General features: G+C 41.4%; 19 protein-coding genes, 2 tRNA genes and 2 pseudogenes. 6 read left to right on the forward strand and 17 right to left on the reverse strand.

Annotation, left to right across the window (positions count from 1 at the left end; genetic code table 11):
* Positions 1-245, forward strand: a pseudogene (locus HMPREF1517_RS10390) (transposase); the annotation flags it as partial.
* Positions 246-319: 74 nt separating this feature from the next.
* Here HMPREF1517_RS10390 and rpsA read toward each other — a convergent pair.
* The 8 genes and pseudogenes from rpsA to parE form a co-directional block, all read right to left on the reverse strand.
* Positions 320-1522 (reverse strand): 30S ribosomal protein S1, encoded by a 1203-nt coding sequence (gene rpsA / locus HMPREF1517_RS09145; RefSeq protein WP_003094841.1) that lies wholly within the window; start codon positions 1520-1522, stop codon positions 320-322.
* 120 nt (positions 1523-1642) lie between these two features.
* Positions 1643-1714: transfer RNA gene (locus HMPREF1517_RS09150), tRNA-Gln, on the reverse strand.
* A gap of 68 nt (positions 1715-1782) precedes the next feature.
* Positions 1783-1863, reverse strand: a tRNA-Tyr gene (locus HMPREF1517_RS09155).
* Between the two features lie 60 nt (positions 1864-1923).
* Positions 1924-2154, reverse strand: coding sequence for a DUF2969 domain-containing protein (locus tag HMPREF1517_RS09160; protein WP_002890369.1), 231 nt, complete (start codon positions 2152-2154; stop codon positions 1924-1926).
* A 118-nt stretch (positions 2155-2272) separates the two neighbouring features.
* Positions 2273-3304 (reverse strand): annotated as a pseudogene (locus HMPREF1517_RS09165) (branched-chain amino acid aminotransferase); the annotation flags it as partial.
* A 155-nt stretch (positions 3305-3459) separates the two neighbouring features.
* Positions 3460-5916, reverse strand: a complete 2457-nt coding sequence (parC, locus tag HMPREF1517_RS09170; protein WP_037601484.1) for a DNA topoisomerase IV subunit A — start codon at positions 5914-5916, stop codon at positions 3460-3462.
* Between the two features lie 623 nt (positions 5917-6539).
* The gene (locus HMPREF1517_RS09175; protein ID WP_037601486.1) at positions 6540-7088 is read right to left on the reverse strand and encodes a hypothetical protein; all 549 of its coding nucleotides are present in this window, start codon (positions 7086-7088) and stop codon (positions 6540-6542) included.
* Positions 7089-7244: 156 nt separating this feature from the next.
* Positions 7245-9194, reverse strand: coding sequence for a DNA topoisomerase IV subunit B (gene parE / locus HMPREF1517_RS09180; protein WP_037601489.1), 1950 nt, complete (start codon positions 9192-9194; stop codon positions 7245-7247).
* A 137-nt stretch (positions 9195-9331) separates the two neighbouring features.
* Here parE and plsY point away from each other — a divergent pair, with 137 nt between their 5' ends.
* Positions 9332-9973: a glycerol-3-phosphate 1-O-acyltransferase PlsY gene (gene plsY / locus HMPREF1517_RS09185; protein ID WP_037601492.1), complete on the forward strand. Its 642-nt coding sequence runs from the start codon at positions 9332-9334 to the stop codon at positions 9971-9973.
* A gap of 116 nt (positions 9974-10089) precedes the next feature.
* Here plsY and HMPREF1517_RS09190 read toward each other — a convergent pair whose 3' ends face one another.
* The 9 genes from HMPREF1517_RS09190 to HMPREF1517_RS09230 form a co-directional block, all read right to left on the reverse strand.
* Positions 10090-10467, reverse strand: coding sequence for a helix-hairpin-helix domain-containing protein (locus HMPREF1517_RS09190; RefSeq protein WP_037601495.1), 378 nt, complete (start codon positions 10465-10467; stop codon positions 10090-10092).
* A 74-nt stretch (positions 10468-10541) separates the two neighbouring features.
* The gene (locus HMPREF1517_RS09195; RefSeq protein WP_002886199.1) at positions 10542-10796 is read right to left on the reverse strand and encodes a DUF1912 family protein; all 255 of its coding nucleotides are present in this window, start codon (positions 10794-10796) and stop codon (positions 10542-10544) included.
* Positions 10797-10908: 112 nt separating this feature from the next.
* Positions 10909-11859 carry a homocysteine S-methyltransferase gene (mmuM, locus tag HMPREF1517_RS09200; protein WP_037601497.1) on the reverse strand — a complete coding sequence of 317 codons (951 nt, stop codon included), beginning with the start codon at positions 11857-11859 and terminating at the stop codon, positions 10909-10911.
* A gap of 11 nt (positions 11860-11870) precedes the next feature.
* Complete coding sequence (locus HMPREF1517_RS09205; RefSeq protein WP_037601500.1) at positions 11871-13247, reverse strand: amino acid permease; 1377 nt, start codon at positions 13245-13247, stop codon at positions 11871-11873.
* A gap of 129 nt (positions 13248-13376) precedes the next feature.
* Complete coding sequence (gene yihA, locus HMPREF1517_RS09210) at positions 13377-13976, reverse strand: ribosome biogenesis GTP-binding protein YihA/YsxC (RefSeq protein ID WP_002885996.1); 600 nt, start codon at positions 13974-13976, stop codon at positions 13377-13379.
* A 9-nt stretch (positions 13977-13985) separates the two neighbouring features.
* Positions 13986-15212, reverse strand: a complete 1227-nt coding sequence (clpX, locus tag HMPREF1517_RS09215; protein ID WP_002890340.1) for an ATP-dependent Clp protease ATP-binding subunit ClpX — start codon at positions 15210-15212, stop codon at positions 13986-13988.
* Positions 15213-15229: 17 nt separating this feature from the next.
* On the reverse strand, positions 15230-15400 hold the full coding sequence (locus HMPREF1517_RS10510) for a hypothetical protein (RefSeq protein ID WP_002886174.1): 171 nt from the start codon (positions 15398-15400) through the stop codon (positions 15230-15232).
* 4 nt (positions 15401-15404) lie between these two features.
* Positions 15405-15908 (reverse strand): dihydrofolate reductase, encoded by a 504-nt coding sequence (locus tag HMPREF1517_RS09225; protein WP_037601503.1) that lies wholly within the window; start codon positions 15906-15908, stop codon positions 15405-15407.
* 108 nt (positions 15909-16016) lie between these two features.
* Positions 16017-16877: a thymidylate synthase gene (locus HMPREF1517_RS09230; protein WP_037601506.1), complete on the reverse strand. Its 861-nt coding sequence runs from the start codon at positions 16875-16877 to the stop codon at positions 16017-16019.
* Between the two features lie 470 nt (positions 16878-17347).
* On the opposite strand from HMPREF1517_RS09230, the gene HMPREF1517_RS09235 reads away from it, so the two are divergent.
* The 4 genes from HMPREF1517_RS09235 (at position 17348) to trhA (ending at position 21079) form a co-directional block, all read left to right on the forward strand.
* Entirely contained in the window at positions 17348-18514 is a 1167-nt protein-coding gene (locus HMPREF1517_RS09235) for a hydroxymethylglutaryl-CoA synthase (protein WP_037601509.1), read from the forward strand.
* A 1-nt stretch (position 18515) separates the two neighbouring features.
* A complete protein-coding gene (locus HMPREF1517_RS09240) occupies positions 18516-19787 on the forward strand; it encodes a hydroxymethylglutaryl-CoA reductase, degradative (protein ID WP_037601512.1) in 1272 nt (423 codons plus the stop codon).
* A 172-nt stretch (positions 19788-19959) separates the two neighbouring features.
* The gene (locus HMPREF1517_RS09245; RefSeq protein WP_037601514.1) at positions 19960-20409 is read left to right on the forward strand and encodes a DUF1836 domain-containing protein; all 450 of its coding nucleotides are present in this window, start codon (positions 19960-19962) and stop codon (positions 20407-20409) included.
* Entirely contained in the window at positions 20402-21079 is a 678-nt protein-coding gene (trhA, locus tag HMPREF1517_RS09250; RefSeq protein WP_037597545.1) for a PAQR family membrane homeostasis protein TrhA, read from the forward strand. The genes HMPREF1517_RS09245 and trhA overlap by 8 nt, the downstream gene beginning before the upstream one ends.
* Positions 21080-21091: the final 12 nt, after the last annotated feature.

Genomic DNA, 21091 nt, shown 5'->3' on the forward strand with positions numbered 1-21091 from the left:
GAGGAGAATATAAGCAAGGTCAATCATTACTTCAAAACTGTCTTTAGGACTTTTCTTAGACACAAGCAATACATCAAGAATGCGCTAGAAACAGACTATTCAAATGCCAAACTTGAAGCAACTAATAAGTTGATTAAAGACATCAAACGGTTGGGCTTCGGTTTTAGAAACTTCATCAACTTTAAGAAACGTGTCTTCATCACTCTGAACATAAAAAAAGAGAAGACCTATCAGGTCCTCTCTAGATGTTAGCTTTTCGTCACCCACTACAGTTGACAAAGAGCCAAAAAAAGACATGTTTCCATGCCTCTTTTTTATCTTACAATTCGATATCTCCGAAAAGATCCGCCATTGAGAATCCAGATTGAGTTTCTGGAAGTTCGTAGTCACGTTTTTCTTGACGTTTTGGACGACGTGGACGTGATTGACGTTTTTCGTTGTTTTCGCCTTCAGCGTTAGCTGGACGTTCTTCAAGAGCTTTGATAGAAAGTGATACACGTTCTGCATCAGCGTTTACTTCAAGAACTTTAACAGTAACGTCTTGACCTACTGAAAGAACATCTTTTGGATTTTCAACACGTTTGTGAGAAATTTGAGAGATGTGAACAAGTCCATCGATACCTGGCAATACTTCAACGAAAGCACCGAAGTCAGTCAAGCGTTTAACTTTACCTTCGATTACATCACCAGCAGCAAGTTTTTGTTCAACACCATCCCATGGTCCAGGTGTTGTTGCTTTAAGTGAAAGTGATACACGTCCTGCTTCTTCGTCGATAGCAAGAACTTTAACTTCAACTTCATCACCTACAGATACAACTGATTTAGGTGAAACGTTACGTTCGTGAGACAATTCAGTCACGTGAACAAGTCCGTCAACACCACCAAGGTCGATGAAAGCACCGAAGCTTGTCAAACGAGCAACTTTACCAGTTACGATTGAACCAACTTCAAGTTTAGAGAAGACTTCTTTACGAGCTTCTGCAGCTTCAGCTTCAACAACTTCACGACGTGAAAGGATGAAACGGTTTTCAGCTGGATCAACTTCTTTAATTTTAGCGTCAAATTCTTGACCTACAAATTGTTCAGTGTTACGAACAAAACGAGTATCGATCATTGAAGCTGGAATAAATCCACGAAGACCTTCAAATTCAACTGAAAGTCCGCCTTTAACAGCGCGTGTTCCTTTAACAGTAACAACTTCTTCTTCACGACCAACAAGTTTATCCCAAGCTTTGCGAGCTTCCAAGCGTTTTTTAGATACAAGGTAAGTTACAGTATCAGTATCTTTACCAACAACTTGACGAAGAACAAGCACTTCAAGTGTTTCACCAACTTTAACAAGGTCTGCAACGTTTGCGTCACGGTCGTTTGTCAATTCACGACGTGTCAAAACACCTTCGATACCAGTTCCTTCGATAACAACATTTGCTTGATCATTATCTACTGAGATAACTTCAGCTGTTACAACGTCACCTGTGTTAACTTCGCTAACACTGTTTAGCAATTCTTCAAATTCGTTCATTCTAAAAAGATCCTCCAACAAGAGCCAGCCAATTCTGACCCTTGATAACAATATATTTTTAAAGGTACCCGCAAAGACAATGGTTAACATAGACGGTGCCAATGCACCCGATACCTTTTACTGGGGTAGCTGGATTCGAACCAACGCATGAGGGAGTCAAAGTCCCTTGCCTTACCGCTTGGCTATACCCCAATAGCAAAATGCTATAAAAAAACATCTAAGTACTTGATATCGACTATCCCGATTCAGTTTCTTAGACATGGAGAGAGAGGGATTCGAACCCCCGAACCCGAAGGAGCGGATTTACAGTCCGCCGCGTTTAGCCTCTTCGCTATCTCTCCTTAAGAACAAGAAATAGTATATCACAGTTTCTTGACCAAAGCAAGCCTTTACTTTGGATTTTAATGATTAAGATTGTACGATTCAATAATGGCAGCTACTGCATCATCCATTTTTTTGTGGAAACCTGCAACATTTTCCTTGTCAACAACGGCAAACTTACCATCAATTTCCACAATTTGTCCAATCACTTTCTTGCCAACAAGAAGTTCAAAACCTTCGATGGTTGCTTTGTTGACGACTACTTTAGCATCATTAATTTGGATTTCAATTTTTTTATCTTTTTTACTCATAGATTTATACCCGATCCTTGGCTCGAGCCATCCTTTCTTAATGTATCTTCTTAATTCTACCGAAAAAGAAAAAAGCTTGCAAGAGCAAGCCTTAAAATAATCGTTTATCTATTAGGAATTAGTCAACTTTGACAATCCATCCTTCTGGTGCTTCAACATCACCAAATTGGATACCTGTCAACTCATCATAAAGTTTACGTGTTACAGGACCTACTTCTGTTTCTGAGTAGAAGACATGGAAGTCATCACCATGTTGTACCCCACCAATTGGTGAGATAACGGCAGCTGTACCGCAGGCACCTGCTTCAACAAATTTATCCAATTCAGAAATCTTAACATCACCTTGGATAGCTTTCATACCGAAGCGATTTTCAGCCAAGTGAAGCAATGAGAACTTGGTGATAGATGGCAAGATAGATGGGCTGAGTGGTGTAATAAATTCGTTATCAGCTGTGATACCAAAGAAGTTTGCAGAACCCACTTCTTCAATCTTAGTGTGAGTTGCTGGATCAAGGTAGATAACATCAGAGAAGTTACGGTCATGTGCAATCTTACCTGGCAACATACTTGCTGCGTAGTTACCACCAACCTTAGCAGCACCTGTACCATGTGGCGCAGCACGGTCATAATCATCTTGAATAAGGAAGTTTGTTGGAGCCAAACCACCCTTGAAGTAGTTACCTACTGGCATAGCAAAAATAGTAAAGATATACTCATCTGCTGGATGCACACCAATAATATCACCAACCCCAATCAAAAGTGGACGGAGATAAAGTGTAGCACCTGTACCATATGGTGGAACGTATTCTTCATTGGCACGCACAACTTGTTTACATGCATCTACAAATTTGTCGACAGAAACTTGTGGCATCAAAAGACGATCAGCAGTACGTTGCAAACGTTTGGCATTTTCATCTGGACGGAACAATTGAATAGAGCCATCTTTAGTACGGTAAGCCTTGAGTCCTTCAAAAGCTTCTTGACCATAGTGAAGGGCTGGAGATGCTTCTGAAATATGCAAAGTTGCATCCTCAGTCAAATGCCCCTCGTCCCATTTGCCGTCTTTGAAATATGAGATATAACGGAATGGAAGTTTACGGTAATTAAATCCTAAATTTTCCCAGTCTAAATCAACTGTCATGTGTATGTCCTCTTTTCTGTTACTATGTGCTTTCTAGTATAGTCCTTTTCATTGAAAATTTCAAGGTTATGTTGCAAAATTCTGACAATTCTTTTTAAAACAGTTCTTTAGTCTCTTAAAGAAAAAACTCTGCTCTCTAGTAAGAGAACAAAGCTTTTTTATCATTATTTTTCAATAATCTTAGCAGAAAAGACTTCTTTGTCTGCTAACCCTTCAATAAAACTTCCATTGCTAGTACGATCTGAAAGATTTAGAAGGGACAAACCAACCTCTGCAGTTTCACCTGTCGTGGCTGTCACAAGCAAGGTCTGAGGAGTCTCCTCTACTGGTGTTGCTAGAAGATCTATCTCACCACCAGAATTTTCTGTAAAGACTGGACCAGCCGTAAAGACGCGATGTGGTTTCGTCTTAAGCTCACGAAGAACTTGGAGACCTCGACCAGCTCGCTTAGCCTGTGGGATATCAGCTGTAGCCACACGTTTGAGACTGGCTCTTTGTGTTAGAAGGTAGAAACTTTGAGTATTTGCCACAAAAACAGCCTGAACGATATCATCATCCTTAAGATTGATTGCCTTAACACCTGCTGCCTTGGCCCCAACTACTGGCACTTCGTCCGCGCTAAAGCAAAGGGCATAACCTCTTTGAGTGATAATCATGATATCATCCAATTGAATTGGAGTGACTGTGACAATAAAATCACTATCATCCTTGAGTTTAGCGTATTTAACCGACTTAGACTTGTAGGTACGCCATGGCGTAAATTCCTTGCGTTCGAAACGTTTAATCTGACCCAGCTTGGTAGCTGCTAGGTAAGTACCAGCTTCAAAATCATCTAGGATTTCGGCGTAAAGCACTTCTTCATCCTTAGATAAATTAGTGATGGTTTGTGATAAATGCTCTCCCAAATCCTTCCAACGAATATCTGGCAACTCATGGATTGGACGATAAATCACATTGGCCTGGTTAGTGAACATCAAGAGATGCTGTGTTGTCTTAGCCTGCTGAACCAGAATCAAATCATCATCATCACGTTTTCCGACTTCATCAATCGTTGAAGCATTGAAAGAACGTGGGCTAGTACGTTTGACATAGCCACCACGAGTGATGCTGACATAGGTTTCTTCCTCAACAATCAAACTTGCGGTATCAATTTCAATAGTCTTGGTTTCCGCTTGCAGCTCTGAACGACGGTCATTACCAAATTTCTTCTTAATGTCACGGAGTTCACGCTTCATGACATTAAACATGGTGCGCTCGTCACCAATGATGGCAGCCAAGGTCGCAATTTGCTCGCGTAAATCAGCTTCCTCATTTTGGAGAGTAACGATATCCGTATTGGTCAAACGATAAAGTTGCAAGGTCACGATGGCTTCAGCTTGTTCTTCTGAAAAATCATAGCTGACCTTAAGATTTTCCTTAGCATCAGCCTTATTTTCAGAAGCTCGGATAAGAGCGATAACCTCATCCAAAATAGAAATAACACGGATCAAACCTTCGACAATATGAAGACGCTTTTCAGCTTTTTCCTTGTCAAATTTTGAACGAGCAACAATAATATCACGACGGTGGGCAATATAGCTAGACAAAATCTTTTGCAAGCCCACTTGACGTGGGGTGAAATTATCAATAGCCACCATGTTGAAATTGTAGTTGACCTGAAGATCCGTATATTTCAAAAGGTAGTTAAGAATGGTTTGGCTGTCAGCATCCTTCTTAAGTTCGATAGCAATACGCAACCCTGTACGGTCAGACTCATCACGAACTTCTGCAATGCCTGGAACCTTGTTATTGACACGAACATCATCGATTTTTTTAACAAGAACTGCCTTATTAACATCGTAAGGAATTTCAGTAACAATGATTTGCTCCTTACCACCTTTGAGTTGTTCAATTTCAGTACGTGAACGCACAACGACTCGGCCCTTACCAGATTCGTAAGCCTTACGAATCTCATCTTTGCCCTGAATGATAGCCCCTGTTGGAAAATCTGGACCAGGCAAGAATTCCATCAATTTATCCAGTTTAGCCGATGGGTGGTCAATCATGTAGACAACGGCATCAATGACTTCTGCTAGATTATGCGGTGGAATGTCTGTGGCATAACCAGCAGAAATCCCTGTCGCACCATTGACCAAGAGGTTTGGAAAGGCTGCAGGTAAAACGGTCGGTTCCTTCTCTGTATCATCAAAGTTCCAAGCCCAAGGAACAGTGTTTTTATCGATATCTTGAAGAAGGTAGCCAGCAATCTCTGACAAGCGTGCCTCGGTATAACGCATGGCCGCTGGTGGATCACCGTCCATAGAACCATTGTTACCGTGCATCTCAACCAAGATTTCACGATTCTTCCAGTCCTGAGACATACGGACCATGGCATCATAAATGGAACTGTCACCATGGGGGTGGAAATTACCCATAATGTTACCCACCGACTTGGCAGATTTACGATAGCCCTTGTCATGGGTATTGCCATCCTTATTCATGGAATAAAGAATACGACGTTGAACGGGTTTCAGACCGTCACGAATATCAGGAAGCGCACGCTCCTGAATAATGTACTTTGAGTAGCGCCCAAAACGCTCCCCCATGATGTCCTCAAGGGACATGTTTTGAATATTAGACATAATAATTCTCTTTATTTTTTAGTTTAAGTAATGATTTGAAATAATATAAAAGACAAATAGTAGACCCCCTACTTCACTGCAACACCTCTAATTACAATGTTGTTCCTTGACTTTGTAACTGTAGAAGAATGGTTTTCACCTTCCTAGTTTCTATTTCACCAATCACAAATTGAACCACTGTGCTTATCGCAATTAAAATGAAAGATACACAAGATAGTGTCAATGAAGTAGAAAGTTCCCCAAAGAATAAAATAAGGTTTAAAATTGTTAGACCGGTCATTATGGAGCCATTGATCACGAGAACTAGAGCTAATGGCATACGGAATAGCTTATAATGATAGATACTTTTTAAAAGAGATGTGATACTACAAACAACACTTAGGGGAGAAAAAACATAGACATAGTAGAAAGCCAATAACAACCCCGTGTAGGTCCTCTGTGAGAAGGGATTATCTATCAAAGATAGAAGGAAGGTTATCACTACTAGTATAGGCAAGATTAAAAAGCGTGTTTTTAGTGGTCTCTTTTTATAAACGCTTAAATAAGCTATTGCTCCCCCACAAACAGGAAGGACTACTTGAGGATAGTAGAGTAAAAAGCTTAATACCTTAGATAACATAGGTCTACCTCATACTGTCTTTTCCTGACTTAGCAATATAGTCTTTATTTTTTTCATTTTCCTTTCCTCCTATTATAGTTTGAACAATGCCAATTATTGCTAGGAGAAGAAAAATAAGGTACATAGATGAAGCAGGGAGAAATCCCAAAGACCCTTGTAAAAAGAGCAGGTTGAGAAAAGCCAGTAATGTGGCAAAGAAACTATTAATAACTAGTAAGATTGAATATTTGGTTTGAAAGCGTATTAAATGTAGAAGACTTTTTATAAAAGCTATTAGCGAGAATGGCACATAAAACACTGAAAAGACCAACATATAGTAAAAAACAAATAATAAACCTGAGTATGGACTACCAAAATAAGAATAGAGAGGATTATCCACCACGAAGATTATGAGGGAAACTATAGATAGGAGAAAAAGGATAAAAAAGCGTGTTTTTATAGGTCGTATGCCATAAAAAATTAAGTATATGGTAGAAACAATAACCATAAGAATAATAGCCGGAACAGCTACATCTGCATGGTAAGCTAGATAATCGATAACATTAAAATCCATTTTTCTACCTCCTATTAATTTCTAGTCAATGACACAGCAAATCGTTAATAAACAATGTAGAAAACAATCAACTTGTTTCTTTATAATCCCAAGTATCTATTGATAGTAAGCGCTCTCCTTGACTCTATCTTATTACTTTCCCTTCTGGTCTGCAACCTAAAATGCGCCGCTTTCTTCCAAGGTAAATTTAACGTTATCTTCAATCCATTGACGGCGTGGTGCCGCCTTATCTCCCATAAGAACTGAGACACGACGTTCGGCACGCGCTAGGTCGTCAATAGTCACTCGGATAAGCGTTCTGGTCTCTGGATCCATAGTTGTTTCCCAAAGCTGGTCAGCATTCATCTCACCAAGCCCTTTGTAACGTTGAAGAAGAGCGCCACGACCAAATTTTTGACGAAGTTCTTCAAGTTCCCCATCCGTCCATGCATATTCGACAACTTCCTTCTTACCTTTCCCTTTGGACATCTTGTAAAGAGGAGGCAGAGCGATATAAACATGTCCTGCTTCAACCAGTGGACGCATATAACGATAGAAGAAAGTGAGCAACAAGGTCTGGATGTGAGCTCCATCGGTATCGGCATCGGTCATGATGATAATCTTGTCGTAGTTAATATCGTCAAGGTTAAAGTCAGCTCCAACTCCAGCACCGATAGTATAAATCATGGTATTGATTTCTTCGTTTTTGAGAATGTCTGCCATTTTGGCTTTCTCAGTGTTGAGGACCTTCCCTCGAAGAGGAAGAATGGCCTGGAATTTACGATCACGGCCTTGTTTAGCTGATCCACCGGCAGAATCTCCTTCGACCAGATAAAGCTCATTTTTCTTTGCATTTTTAGACTGGGCTGGCGTCAATTTTCCTGACAAGAGCCCCTTGTCTTTTTTATTTTTCTTGCCATTTCGGCTGGCATCACGAGCTTTTCTGGCAGCTTCACGGGCATCACGGGCCTTGATAGCCTTACGCACCAAGTTAGAAGCCAGATCTCCATTTTCCATAAGGAAATAAGTCAAATGCTCTGAAACGATGCTATCCACAATAGGACGAGCTAAAGGAGATCCAAGTTTGTCCTTGGTTTGGCCCTCAAACTGAAGGTGTTCCTCAGGAACTAAGAGCGAGATAACTGCTGATAAGCCTTCTCGATAATCTGACCCCTCAAGGTTCTTATCCTTCTCTTTGAGAAGACCTGTTTTACGTGCATAATCGTTAAGAGCCTTGGTAATGGCAGACTTAAAGCCTGTTTCGTGGGTACCTCCGTCCTTAGTACGGACATTATTGACAAAGGAAAGGATATTGTCAGAGTAACCGTCATTATACTGAAGGGCTAATTCCAAGTGGAAATCCTGCTGATCTCCATCAATATAAATAACTGGTGTCAGCGTTTCCTTGTCCTCATTCAAATATGAAACAAAGTCTTGAACCCCATTTTCATAGTGGAATTCTTCCCGAACTTCTTCTTCACCACGCAAGTCTGTCAATGTCATAGTGACATTCTTAAGAAGGAAGGCTGATTCTTTGAGACGTTCTGAAATGGTGTTAAATTTGAAGTCAGTCGTTGAAAAGATACTAGCATCAGGCATAAAGGTAACTTTTGTACCTGTCTTAGATTTAGGTGCCTTGCCGATTTTTTCAAGTCCTGTTACAGGGTGACCCCCATTTTCAAAACGCTGACGATAAACACTACCGTCACGGGTAATTTCTACCTCAAGCCAGCTAGATAGCGCATTAACAACTGAAGAACCCACACCGTGAAGACCACCAGAAGTCTTATAACCACCCTGTCCAAATTTACCACCCGCGTGGAGAACAGTGAAAATAACTTCAACTGTTGGTTTACCCATGGCATGCATACCTGTCGGCATCCCACGTCCAGAGTCAGAAACAGAAACGGAACCATCCTTATTTAGGGTGACAGCGATGACATCACCAAAACCAGAAAGAGCTTCATCGACCGCATTGTCGACAATCTCCCAAACTAGGTGGTGAAGTCCTGTTCCATCCGTTGAGCCAATGTACATTCCTGGGCGCTTGCGAACCGCATCTAACCCTTCTAGTACCTGAATGGCATCATCATTATAATTATTTACATTTATTTCTTTTTTAGCCAAGAGTGACCTCCAAAATTTTCATCCTTATTATTTTATAAGTTTTCAGAAGAATTTGCAAAGGAAATCAAGAAAGTCCAAAAGATATCTTAAGGCTGACTGACTTTGTCAATTACTAGGCTGTATGCTATAATTATCTCATGAAAATCTTATTGTTAATCCTAATCGCCTACTTGTTAGGTTCCATTCAGACCGGCCTCTGGATTGGGAAACTATTCTTCCATACCAATCTTCGTGAGCATGGCTCTGGAAATACTGGAACAACCAATACCTTTCGTGTTCTAGGTAAGACTGCTGGTACCATCACCTTCTTGGTTGATATGTTCAAGGGGACCTTGGCTGTCCTTCTACCTATCTGGCTTGGTGTCACAGAAGTTTCACCTCTAGTCATTGGTTTCTTTGCCATTATCGGACATGTTTTTCCAATCTTTGCTGGATTTAAAGGTGGGAAGGCTGTTGCGACAAGTGCAGGGGTGCTTCTTGGCTTTGCCCCACTCTACTGTGTATTCCTACTCTTGGTCTTTGTCCTTACACTCTATCTAACCAGCATGATTTCATTTTCAAGTGTCACTGCAGCAATTGTTGGACTTATTACCTTAGCTGTGTTTCCAGCCATCCATTTCTTACTAGATAGCTATGACCTTATTTTCACTGGGGTTCTTACCATCATGGCTTTGCTTATCATCTTCCGCCACACTGAAAATATGGGGCGCATTCGCAGGCATCAAGAAAACTTGGTACCTTTTGGACTTAATTTAACCAAACAAAATCCAAAGAAATAAACAATCCAGACCTACTAACCACTAGATTTACTAGTGGTTTTCTTGTTTTTCTAATCAAGCAATGCTTTCTAAAACAATAAAAAATCCGAAGGCTACACCTCGGATCTTTTTTAGGCTTAAGCTTTGAAGCTAACACCATTTTCTTTCAATTTTTTAACTGTCGCAGGTCCGACACCCTTGAGGGCAAGAACTTCTTCTTCAGTCACAGTAGCAAAAGCCTCTACTGAAGTCAAACCTTCATTATAAAGAGTTTCTACAAGGTTTGAACGAAGGCCTTCAACTTCTGGAAGTTCTGCGAAAGCTTCAAGACTAAGGTCTTTGGCTGCTACTTCTTCCTTGGCAACTGTCTTAGTTTCAGCAACAGGTTGTGGTGCTACTGGTGGCACTGGTGGAACAGGCGCAACGGGGGGAACAGGGGCTTTAACATTATTGAAAAGTCCTTGTTTTTTCAAACGGTGTTTAAAAGCTTTCTTTTTATTTTTTACTTTAGCCATGTTTAGTTTTCTCCTATTTTGATAGACGATACCTTTCTATAAAGTAGTATCGCCATTTTCTTTTTCATCCTTTATTAATAGTGACGTTCCCCGAACAAGCCATCTGGCATATCATGGAAACCTTTGCCAGCACGATAGTTGGCAAACTTACCAATTAGGAAATTGTAAGCATCCAATTTAGCTTCATAGCGGTAACTTGCATCACGTGCACGTTCATCTCCGTCTTCTTCCCAGATTTTCTTGCTAGCGGCCAAGGCCGTTTCGTTTACTTTAACTTGGGTAACAACCCAGGCTTCGAAGTCTTTTAGAAATTCTTGTTCGTAGGTCATATTTTCCTCTTCATTTTAAAAACCAGCTTAACGCTGGCTTCATTTTCTACTAATAATGTGTAGAGCTCATAGCCTTACAGTCTCCTATTATAACAAATAATTAGAAATTTGACTAGGTTCTAAACTCTGTATATAAGGCTTTAATGTCATTTGGACGTGTGCGACAGCAGCCACCTAAAATCTTAACTCCAAACTGAGCATGCCAATCTTTACTATGTTCAACTAAGGTTAGAGCATCCTTATCCTTAGGTTTCCAAGTCTGCGTACTGCCATCATAAACCTCACCTGAGTTTGGGTAAGTAATGAGGGCTTTTCCAGCATTTTTAAGAATAGCAAGAGCCTGATCATAAAGAAGAGGCGAACTACAGTTGATTCCTAGGGCCAAGATTTGGTCTGACTGGGAAACAAGCTTGGCAATCTCTTCTAAAGAAGTCCCATCACTGATAGTGACTGGTTCTTGGACTGTAAAACTGAGATAAGCTTCTGATTCTGGAAATTCTTCAGTCAGGAGTTCAATCAAGGCCTGTGCTTCTAAACGATTTGGAATAGTTTCCAAAGCTAACAAGTCCACACCTTGATCTAGGAGAATTTGAATCCTAGGCCGATGAAAATCCTTAAGCTTCTCGATAGTAATTTGACCATAATCACCACTATACTCAGAACCATTAGCCAAATAAGCTGCGTAAGGACCGACATCTCCAGAAATCAATGGATAAGGACGCTTTGCCTTCTCAGTCTCATCTAATGTTGTCCAGACCTTATCACGTGCATTCTTTGCCAACTGAACTGTCAAGACAATAATCTGCTCCGCTTCTTTCTCAGTAAGACCAGCCTCCATCAAGCCTGGCAAGGTCGCTTGATAAGACGATGTGGTAATCAAGTCAGCCCCAGCGGCTACATAGGTTTCGTGGATTTTTTGAATAACTTCTGGCTTTTCAAGAAGGTACTTGGCTGACCAGAGTTTGCCAGAAATGTCATAACCCAAGCTCTCCATCTCTGTTCCTAGAGCTCCATGAAGAATGAGGGGAGATTTATTCTCTAAATAGTCTTTAAATGTTGCCATACAAGGCCTCCTTACCATTTTTTAAAGCGAAGGTAGTGATAGAGGTAGCAGAAAATCATGAAAGGAATACCGAAGTAAAGTCCCGCACGTTGCGAACTATCCCAAGCAATCCCTAGCACAGAAATGGCCAAGAGAACGATTGTGATATAAGGTAGGATTGGGTTAAACGGTGTCTTATAGTCTAACTCGTCCTCAGAATGCTCTAGCTTCCACTGTTTACGGAAGTTGATTTGTGCCAAAGGAATGGAGAGCCAGACAACAACAACTGCAAAACCAGCGATTGATACCAAAGCTAGATAAACTGTATCTGCAGCATAGATACTTGAAAAGAGCGATAAAACTGCTCCGGCCATGGAAATCAAAAGGGCTGTCATTGGAACTCCATGTTTATTAATTTTCACTAGCTTTTTATTGAGCATTCCCTCATTGGCCAAAGACCAAAGCATACGGCTTGAAGCGTAGAGTCCCGAATTCCCAGCAGAAAGAATAGCTGTCAGGATAACAAAGTTCATGATGTCTGCCGCAAATGGAATCCCCATCTTGTCAAAAACATCAACGAAAGGTGCTGAAGATACCCCTGCTTCTTTCATGGGAAGAAGCGAAGCCAATACCACAATGGTCAAGACAAAGAAGATAACCAAGCGTCCAATTGTCGTTTTAATAGCACGTGGAACAGCCTCTTTAGGATTATCTGTCTCACCAGCTGCGATACCGATTAACTCTGTTCCCGAAAAGGCGTAGTTAACCGCCAACATGACTGATACAATGGCAAGACCACCATTTGGAAAGAGACCATTAGCCGTCAAATGCTTGAACATAATAGCTTCACGATGACCATCAAAGCTGACCAAACCAAACATAGCCCCCAGACCTAGGATGATAAAAACCAAGATAGCAATAACCTTTATAGAAGAGAAGAAAGATTCCGCTTCCGCAAAAGACCTTACGCTCAGAGCATTAATTCCAAAAATCACCAAGGCAAAGAATGCCGCAAACATCCAAGCCGGAACTGATGGAAACCAACGTTGCATCAACATGGCCGCACCCAGAAATTCTGTTCCCAAGGCTACCGTCCAACAAATCCAATAAAGCCAAGCTACCGTAAAGCCGGTTCCCGGACTGATAAATTTAGTGGCATAGGTGTGAAAGGATCCCGTTACTGGCATAGCAACAGCTAGCTCACCTAATGAAAGCATGACTAAGTAAACAACGATAGCCCCCACAAGATAAGATAATATCGCACCAAGAGGGCCTGCTTGTGCAATCGTATAGCCTGAGCTAAGAAAGAGACCGGTACCAATAACACCACCTAGCGAGAGCATAAAGAGGTGGCGTGAGGTCATCTTCCGTTGAAACTGACCTTCATTTTCATAATTATGGTTTTCCATAGATTCCTCCAATAGATGTAATAAAATAAGCTTATCATAATAAAAACCCTTTGGATAATAGGTGGAAACTATCAAAGAGATAGACAAAAACTATCGCAAGAAAAAAACTCGGATTTCTCCGAGCTCTTTTTATAATTCTGCTAAAATCGTATCCCATGCTTCATCATAACCGTCACGTGTGACAGATGAAAAGACGATGAAATGGTCATTTTTATCGAAATTGAGTTTTTTCTTAATAATTGACTCGTGCTTGTTCCATTTTCCGCGAGGAATCTTGTCAGCCTTAGTCGCTACAACGATGACCGGAATTTCATAATACTTGAGAAATTCATACATTTGGATATCGTCTTGAGTTGGTTCATGTCGGAGGTCAACCAAGCTAACAACGACACGAAGATTATCTCGAGTCACGAGGTACTCCTCAATCATTTTGCCCCATTTGGCACGTTCTTTTTTAGACACACGGGCATAACCGTAACCTGGCACATCCACAAAACGAAGCTTATCGTCAATATTGTAGAAATTAAGCAACTGAGTTTTCCCTGGTTTCCCAGAAGTACGTGCTAGGTTTTTACGACCAAGAAGTGTATTGATAAAGCTTGACTTACCGACATTCGATCGTCCTGCTAGGGCAACTTCAGGGAGGTCATCTTGTGGGTAGTGACTCTTATTTGCCGCACTGAGTAAAATCTCAGCATTGTGCGTATTTAGGACTTGTTCTTCAGCCATAGGTCCTCCTTATGCTGTTTCCAATACTGGAGCAGCTGTGCCGTCAACGGCTTCTTTTGTAATACGAACCTTAGTCACATCTTCCTGACTCGGAATCTCAAACATGACATCCATCATAACTTCCTCAATGATAGAGCGAAGGCCACGCGCACCGGTCTTACGTTCAATCGCCTTACTTGCAATAGCTTCAAGAGCATCCTGGTCAAACTCCAGTTCAACCCCATCATAAGACAAGAGGGTTTGGTACTGTTTAACCAAGGCATTTCTAGGCTCTGTCAAGATACGAACCAAGTCGTCAACCGTTAACTGTTCAAGGGCCGCAAGGACTGGCAAACGTCCGATAAACTCAGGGATAAGACCGAATTTTTGAATATCTTCAGCCACAATTTCTTGCATGTATGATGAGTCATCATCAATTGCCTTATTATTTTGACCAAAACCAATGATTTTCTCACCAAGACGTTGCTTAACGATATCTTCGATACCATCAAAAGCACCGCCCACGATAAAGAGAATATTCTTCGTATCAATTTGAATCATCTCTTGGTTAGGGTGTTTACGACCACCTTGAGGTGGAACGCTAGCCACTGTTCCCTCGATAATCTTCAAGAGAGCTTGTTGAACCCCTTCACCAGAAACGTCACGAGTGATTGATACATTTTCACCCTTTTTAGCGATCTTATCAATCTCGTCAACATAGATGATACCACGTTCCGCACGTTCGATATTGAAGTCTGCCGCTTGAATCAGTTTGAGGAGGATATTTTCCACGTCCTCACCCACATAACCTGCTTCTGTCAATGATGTTGCATCCGCAATCGCAAATGGAACATTCAAGCTACGAGCCAAGGTCTGAGCCAAGAAAGTCTTCCCTGAACCAGTTGGTCCAATCATGAGAATATTTGATTTCTGCAAATCCACATCATTGTCTTCACGACTTTCTGTGAAATTGATACGTTTATAGTGATTGTAAACAGCTACCGCCAAGGCACGTTTGGCACGGTCCTGCCCCACGACATAGTTGTTCAAAATATCTAAAAGTTCTTTTGGCTTCGGAGTTTCAGCCAAGTCAGCCAAAACTTCTTCTGCCATTTCCTCACGAATGATTTCTTGTGACAAGGCCACACATTCGTTACAGATAAAGACGCCATTACCAGCGATAATTTTCTTTACTTCTTCTTGGTTTTTGCCACAAAATGAACAATAAACCATTTCTTCATTACGATTTCCAGCCATTTATTCCTCACTCTTTTCTAAAATAGGGTGCCATAGAAGGCGTGAATAGTATTGACAAGGTTAGTAAAAGCATTTAAAAAGAGAAAAACTGCTAACCCATAACGTTTCTTGCGAAAGGCAGGAATGGCAGAGAGTACACAAAGCACCCCCAATAATGCAGTAAATAACCCAAAAACACTACGTTGCATGAACCTAGTCTCCTTCTTTTTCATAGCGACTTATGCTAAAGTCGTAGGCATTTTTATCATCCTTGACCACGCGGTCACGTGATACCTCTTTAAATGCCGTCATATCTAGTTGTGGAAAATACGTGTCTCCCTCTAAATCAGCCTCAATAGTTGTCTTGATGAGTGCATCATAACGTCCATCAAAAGCCTTGTAGACACCAGCACCACCAGCAATATAGAGGTCCTTATCTTGCTGTTCGAACCAAGCCAGAGCTTCCTCAACACTCGTAACGGTCGTCACACCCTCACAGTCGAAGTCCTTATCTCGTGTCAAAATCAAGGTTTCACGTCCTGGTAGGCAACGACGGTTCATGCCATCAAAGGTCACACGTCCCATGAGAATTGCTGAACCCATGGTAGTTTTCTTGAAATGTGCCAGTTCAGCAGGCAAGTGCCAAGGCATGGTGTGATTCTTCCCAATAACATGGTTATGAGCTTCCGCCCAAATAGCAATGAGTTGTTTAGACACAGTATTTCCTTTTCTTTTTAAGTTTACAATCCATTCTAACAAAAAAAGAGAAAAAGAGCTTGGAAAAAACTTTGCCAGCTCTTTATGGGCTTAAATCATAAGCATTTATTAAATTGCTAAGTCAAATTTGAGTTGAGGTTTAACAGGATCATAGTCAACCAATTCAAAATCTTCTGGTTTGATATCAAAGAAATTCGTTCCATCAGGAACATTGAGGACCAAGCGTGGTTGGCAATCAGAGGGCTGACGTTTGAGCAGTTCTTCGGCTTGCTCAAATTGATTGTCATAAATATGGAGGTTGTTGATAAAATAAAAGAATTTACCAACTTTCCAACCAAAGTGCTTGGCAATCATCATCTGAAGGGCCACATACTGCATGGCATTAATATGATGAGCCACCAACATATCGTTAGAGCGTTGCGTCAAAGTAGCATCCAAATAAATGTCCCCACCCACACGACGAACGTCAAACATGGTTTGGAAGGCACAAGGCTGAAGTCCTGCTGTCTCCTCGAAGGCCTCGTAATCCCAAAGGGAGATGACATTACGGCGATTCCACGGATTAGCCTCCAACTGAGCCAACAAACGGTTAATAATATCGTGCTTCTTAACGACCGCCCCATAACGCTGACCGATCGAACGCTTGTCCCCATTATTGGCAGGTACGCCTTCAACTTCCCAGTCATTCCAATAATGCACATTATACTTGTCTTCAAGGACATCTAGGCTATTTGACTGGTCTTGGTAAATCCAAAGCACTTCTTTGATAGCAGATTTGATAGCAATAGGACGAAGAGTGGTAATAGGAAACTCTCCCTTGCTCAAATCATATTCTGCAAAAGACCCTGTGATGTATTTGGAATTGGCTGTAGTCCCATCCTTGTATTTAGGACGTGCTTGCTCCGACCAAACACCCTCTTCCATGATTTTAGTGATATTTTCTTTAAAAATAGTGTCTGCTTTTGTCATGATTTTCCTCTTTATTCTATTGAAAACAAAGTATTTTTTGAGACTTCCCTTAAGTGATTACGGACGTCTGCGAACTTCTTCGAAGTTCCAAGACTAATTTTTGAGCCTATGGTCTCAAAAATTCCGAGTGTCTGTAAACAAAACACTTTATTTACAGACACTTATCTCACAGCGGAAAGTCTCACTTAACGCTCGCAATGATTTCAATATATAACAACAATTTTACTTTTCTAACATAGCTAAAAAACAAGTAGATTACCATTTCAATTTTACCTTATTCTGGTGTAAATGAGAAATATAAGCTATGGAATAGCAAATGTAAGTCGTGTAAAATCCCCTAGTTCCTATCAAAAAATGAGATATAACTAACTATCAAAGTTTTTTCAAGGCGAAAGCGCTCTTTTATGGTAAAATCACTATAGATTAGTATCTTCTGGATACTCTACAATGAAGAAAAAAGGAAACATCATATGTCTATTGGAATTGATAAGATTGGTTTTGCGACCAGTCAATATGTTCTAAACATGGCTGATCTCGCTCTTGCCCGTGGGGTGGAGCCTGAAAAATTCAGCAAGGGGCTGATGCTTGATGCAACCAGTATTACGCCGATTACAGAAGATATTGTGACGCTTGCCTCTGATGCGGCGGCTGATATTTTAAATGACGATGACAAAAAAGCTATCGATATGGTCATCGTGGCTACTGAGTCTTCCATTGACCAGTCAAAGGCTGCTGCTGTCTATGTTCACAGTCTTTTGGGTATTCAACCTTTTGCCCGTTCTTTTGAGATGAAAGAAGCTTGTTATGCTGCAACTGCTGGACTTAACTATGCTAAATTGCACGTAGCAGCCCACCCAGAGAGCAAGGTGTTGGTTATCGCTAGTGACATCGCTCGCTATGGTGTCGGATCTTCAGGTGAATCTACTCAGGGAGCTGGTGCTGTAGCTATGCTAGTCAGTCAGAATCCACGTATTTTGGAGCTTGCTGATGACAACGTGGCACAAACTCGTGATGTCATGGACTTCTGGCGTCCAAACTACAGTTCAACGCCTTATGTTCAAGGCATCTATTCAACCAAACAGTACCTTGACAGTTTGAAGACAACTTGGGCAGCTTACCAAGAGCGTCATCAGGCTGACTTTGCTGATTTTGCAGCTTTTTGTCTCCACCTTCCTTATCCTAAGCTAGCTCTTAAGGGACTTAATAAAATCATTCCAAAAGATTTGAATCCCGAGAATAAAGAGCGTTTAACAAACAACTTTGATGCTTCAATTACCTATAGTCGCCAAATTGGAAATATCTATACAGGGTCACTTTATCTTGGACTTCTTTCATTGCTTGAACAGTCGCAAGACCTTAAAGCAGGAGATAAGATTGGCTTCTTCTCTTACGGTTCTGGAGCTGTCTCTGAAATTTTCTCAGGACGTCTGGTTGAGGGCTACAAAGACCTGCTTCGTTCAGACCGTCTAGATACCTTTGCCAAACGTCAACCCTTGAGCGTTGCTGATTATGAAAAACTTTTCTATGAAGAGGCGCAGTTGGATGACACTGGCTCTACTCAATTCGCTGATTACCAAACCGGAGCTTTCCGTTTAACTGAAATCTCTGAACACCAACGTATCTACAAAGGAAATTAATATGACTAAACTCTCTTGGACTGGTTTTTCCAAGAAGACACCGCAAGAACGTAAAGAGCATTTGAAAACGAATGCTCTTTTGTCACAGGAAAATCAAGATCTTCTGGATAAGGACCAACAACTTACCCTTGAAACAGCCAATCAAATGGCTGAAAATGTCATTGGTCGATTCACACTCCCCTTTGCCATTTGCCCAGATGTATTGGTAGATGGTGTGACTTATCAGGTTCCCATGGTTACCGAAGAACCTTCAGTTGTGGCTGCTGCTTCCTACGCTAGCAAGCTCATTAAGCGTTCTGGTGGTTTCACGACTACGATTCATGACCGTAAGATGATTGGACAAGTTGCCCTCTTTGACGTTCCTGATAAGGATGATGCTTCAAGAAAAATTCAAGCAGCCAGTCAGGACCTTATAGAGGTTGCCAAAGAGGCTCACCCTTCTATTGTTAAGCGTGGGGGTGGCCCTCGCAAGCTCTGGACTGAGACTAAAGGAGACTTCCTCATTGTCTATCTAGCCGTTGATACCCAAGAAGCCATGGGAGCCAATATGGTCAACACCATGATGGAAGCACTGGTGCCAGAACTGGAAAATCTCTCAGAAGGTCAAAGTCTCATGGCCATTCTCTCAAATCTTGCCACCGAGAGTCTAGTGACAGCAACTTGTCGTCTTAGCACACGCTTCCTCAGTCGTAACAAGGAAGACGCTCATGATTTAGCTAAGAAAATGGAGATGGCTAGCCAGTTGGCCCAGGTGGACCCTTACCGAGCAGCTACCCATAACAAGGGAATTTTCAATGGTATCGATGCCCTAGTTATTGCGACTGGCAATGATTGGCGAGCAGTTGAGGCTGGTAGCCATGCCTATGCTAGCAAGGATGGTAGCTACCGTGGCCTGTCCACATGGACTTATGACCAGGAGGCTAAAGAATTGGTGGGAGAATTAACACTCCCCATGCCAATTGCAACCCGTGGCGGTTCAATCGGACTTAACCCTAGTGTTTCTATCGCCCACGACTTACTTAACCATCTAGATGCCAAAACCCTAGCTAGTATCATCGTTTCTCTTGGTTTAGCACAAAATCTGGCTGCTCTCAAAGCTCTGACTTCAACAGGTATCCAAGCAGGACATATGAAACTTCAGGCCAAATCTCTAGCCCTACTAGCCGGTGCTAGTCCTGAAGAGATGCCTCACGTTTTGGCTGAACTTCTCAAGGCCAAACATATGAATCAAGAAACTACACAAGCAATTTTGGAGAAACTTAGAACCCCATAAAAAGAGATACTGAAGCAGTTTTAAAAAATAACTCTGCCATATCACATAAGAAATAAAGATGTTGAACATATTATCTCAACATCTTTTTCATTTCCCGTAAGTTCTGACTTGACTTAAATTTCTATAATGTTATAATCTGGTTATGAAAACTAGATAAAGAGGTTTTTATAATTTGACAACACAACAATACCCTCTCTGGGAAGAATTACCAGAGATTGAACTCTATTTGGATCAGGTTTTGCTCTATGTCAATCAGGTCACCCAAAGTACTTTGGGGCCAAACGACAAGGGGCTAACCGCCTCTATGGTCAATAATTATGTCAAACATGGCCATGTCGCAAAACCCATCAAGAAAAAATATAATGCTGCTCAGGTAGCTAGACTTATTGTCATCACTAGTCTGAAGACTGTCTTTGAGATTTCTGAGATTGCTAAAACCTTGGAAATCCTACATTCAGATGCTGAAAGTCAAAAGAGTTACTACAATGACTTTGTGGCCTGTATGAATGGTCAGTTTCCCCAAGAGGCTCCGCAAGTCATACTCTCAGCCTGTCAGACACTTCAATGCTACCGAGCTACCCATCAACTTTTGAACGACCTTGAAGGAGGAAACAATGTCTAATACTGCTACTTTTAACACTTCTCCCAACCTCAAACTCAGTAAAAAACTTAGCTTTGGTGAGGAAGTGGCTAACAGCGTGACTCACGCCGTCGGAGCTATGGCCATGCTAGTCTTACTGCCAATTACTGCTGTTCATGCCAACAACGGCTACGGCATGACTGCTGCTGTCGGGATGTCTGTTTTCGTTATCAGCCTTTTCCTCATGTTCTTGAGCTCGGCCATCTATCATGCCATGGATTACAACTCACCCCACAAGATGGTTCTAAGAATTATTGACCACAGCATGATTTATATCGCCATTGCTGGAAGCTACACCCCTGTTGCCCTCTCACTGGTTGGCGGATGGCTAGGCTACAGCATCATCGTCCTCCAATGGGGAACAACAATTTTTGGTATTCTCTACAAAATCTTTGCTAAAAAAATCAATGAAAAATTCTCCCTCTTCCTCTATCTGATGATGGGATGGTTGGTTATCTTCATTATTCCAGCTATCGTCACTAAGACAGGACCTGCCTTTTGGGGACTCATGCTTGCTGGAGGATTGTCATACACGGTTGGTGCAGCTTTCTATGCTAAGAAAAAACCATACTTCCACATGATTTGGCACCTCTTCATCATGTTGGCTTCGGCTCTTCAATATATGGGGATTGTCTACTTTATGCTTCCTTAAAGCCAACTAGAC

The organism is Streptococcus sp. ACS2, assembly GCF_000525585.1.
Classification (GTDB): domain Bacteria; phylum Bacillota; class Bacilli; order Lactobacillales; family Streptococcaceae; genus Streptococcus.

Bases quoted from the DNA above. Each gene is read 5' to 3' on its own strand.
- HMPREF1517_RS09235 (WP_037601509.1), top strand. From the start codon at position 17,348: ATGTCTATTGGAATTGATAAGATTGGTTTTGCGACCAGTCAATATGTT.
- HMPREF1517_RS09160 (WP_002890369.1), bottom strand. From the start codon at position 2,154: ATGAGTAAAAAAGATAAAAAAATTGAAATCCAAATTAATGATGCTAAA.
- HMPREF1517_RS09205 (WP_037601500.1), bottom strand. From the start codon at position 13,247: ATGGAAAACCATAATTATGAAAATGAAGGTCAGTTTCAACGGAAGATG.
- clpX (WP_002890340.1), bottom strand. From the start codon at position 15,212: ATGGCTGGAAATCGTAATGAAGAAATGGTTTATTGTTCATTTTGTGGC.
- HMPREF1517_RS09230 (WP_037601506.1), bottom strand. From the start codon at position 16,877: ATGACAAAAGCAGACACTATTTTTAAAGAAAATATCACTAAAATCATG.
- yihA (WP_002885996.1), bottom strand. From the start codon at position 13,976: ATGGCTGAAGAACAAGTCCTAAATACGCACAATGCTGAGATTTTACTC.
- parC (WP_037601484.1), bottom strand. From the start codon at position 5,916: ATGTCTAATATTCAAAACATGTCCCTTGAGGACATCATGGGGGAGCGT.
- HMPREF1517_RS09190 (WP_037601495.1), bottom strand. From the start codon at position 10,467: ATGGCTAAAGTAAAAAATAAAAAGAAAGCTTTTAAACACCGTTTGAAA.
- HMPREF1517_RS09175 (WP_037601486.1), bottom strand. From the start codon at position 7,088: ATGGATTTTAATGTTATCGATTATCTAGCTTACCATGCAGATGTAGCT.
- rpsA (WP_003094841.1), bottom strand. From the start codon at position 1,522: ATGAACGAATTTGAAGAATTGCTAAACAGTGTTAGCGAAGTTAACACA.
- HMPREF1517_RS09240 (WP_037601512.1), top strand. From the start codon at position 18,516: ATGACTAAACTCTCTTGGACTGGTTTTTCCAAGAAGACACCGCAAGAA.
- HMPREF1517_RS09195 (WP_002886199.1), bottom strand. From the start codon at position 10,796: ATGACCTACGAACAAGAATTTCTAAAAGACTTCGAAGCCTGGGTTGTT.
- HMPREF1517_RS10510 (WP_002886174.1), bottom strand. From the start codon at position 15,400: ATGCAACGTAGTGTTTTTGGGTTATTTACTGCATTATTGGGGGTGCTT.
- mmuM (WP_037601497.1), bottom strand. From the start codon at position 11,859: ATGGCAACATTTAAAGACTATTTAGAGAATAAATCTCCCCTCATTCTT.
- plsY (WP_037601492.1), top strand. From the start codon at position 9,332: ATGAAAATCTTATTGTTAATCCTAATCGCCTACTTGTTAGGTTCCATT.
- trhA (WP_037597545.1), top strand. From the start codon at position 20,402: ATGTCTAATACTGCTACTTTTAACACTTCTCCCAACCTCAAACTCAGT.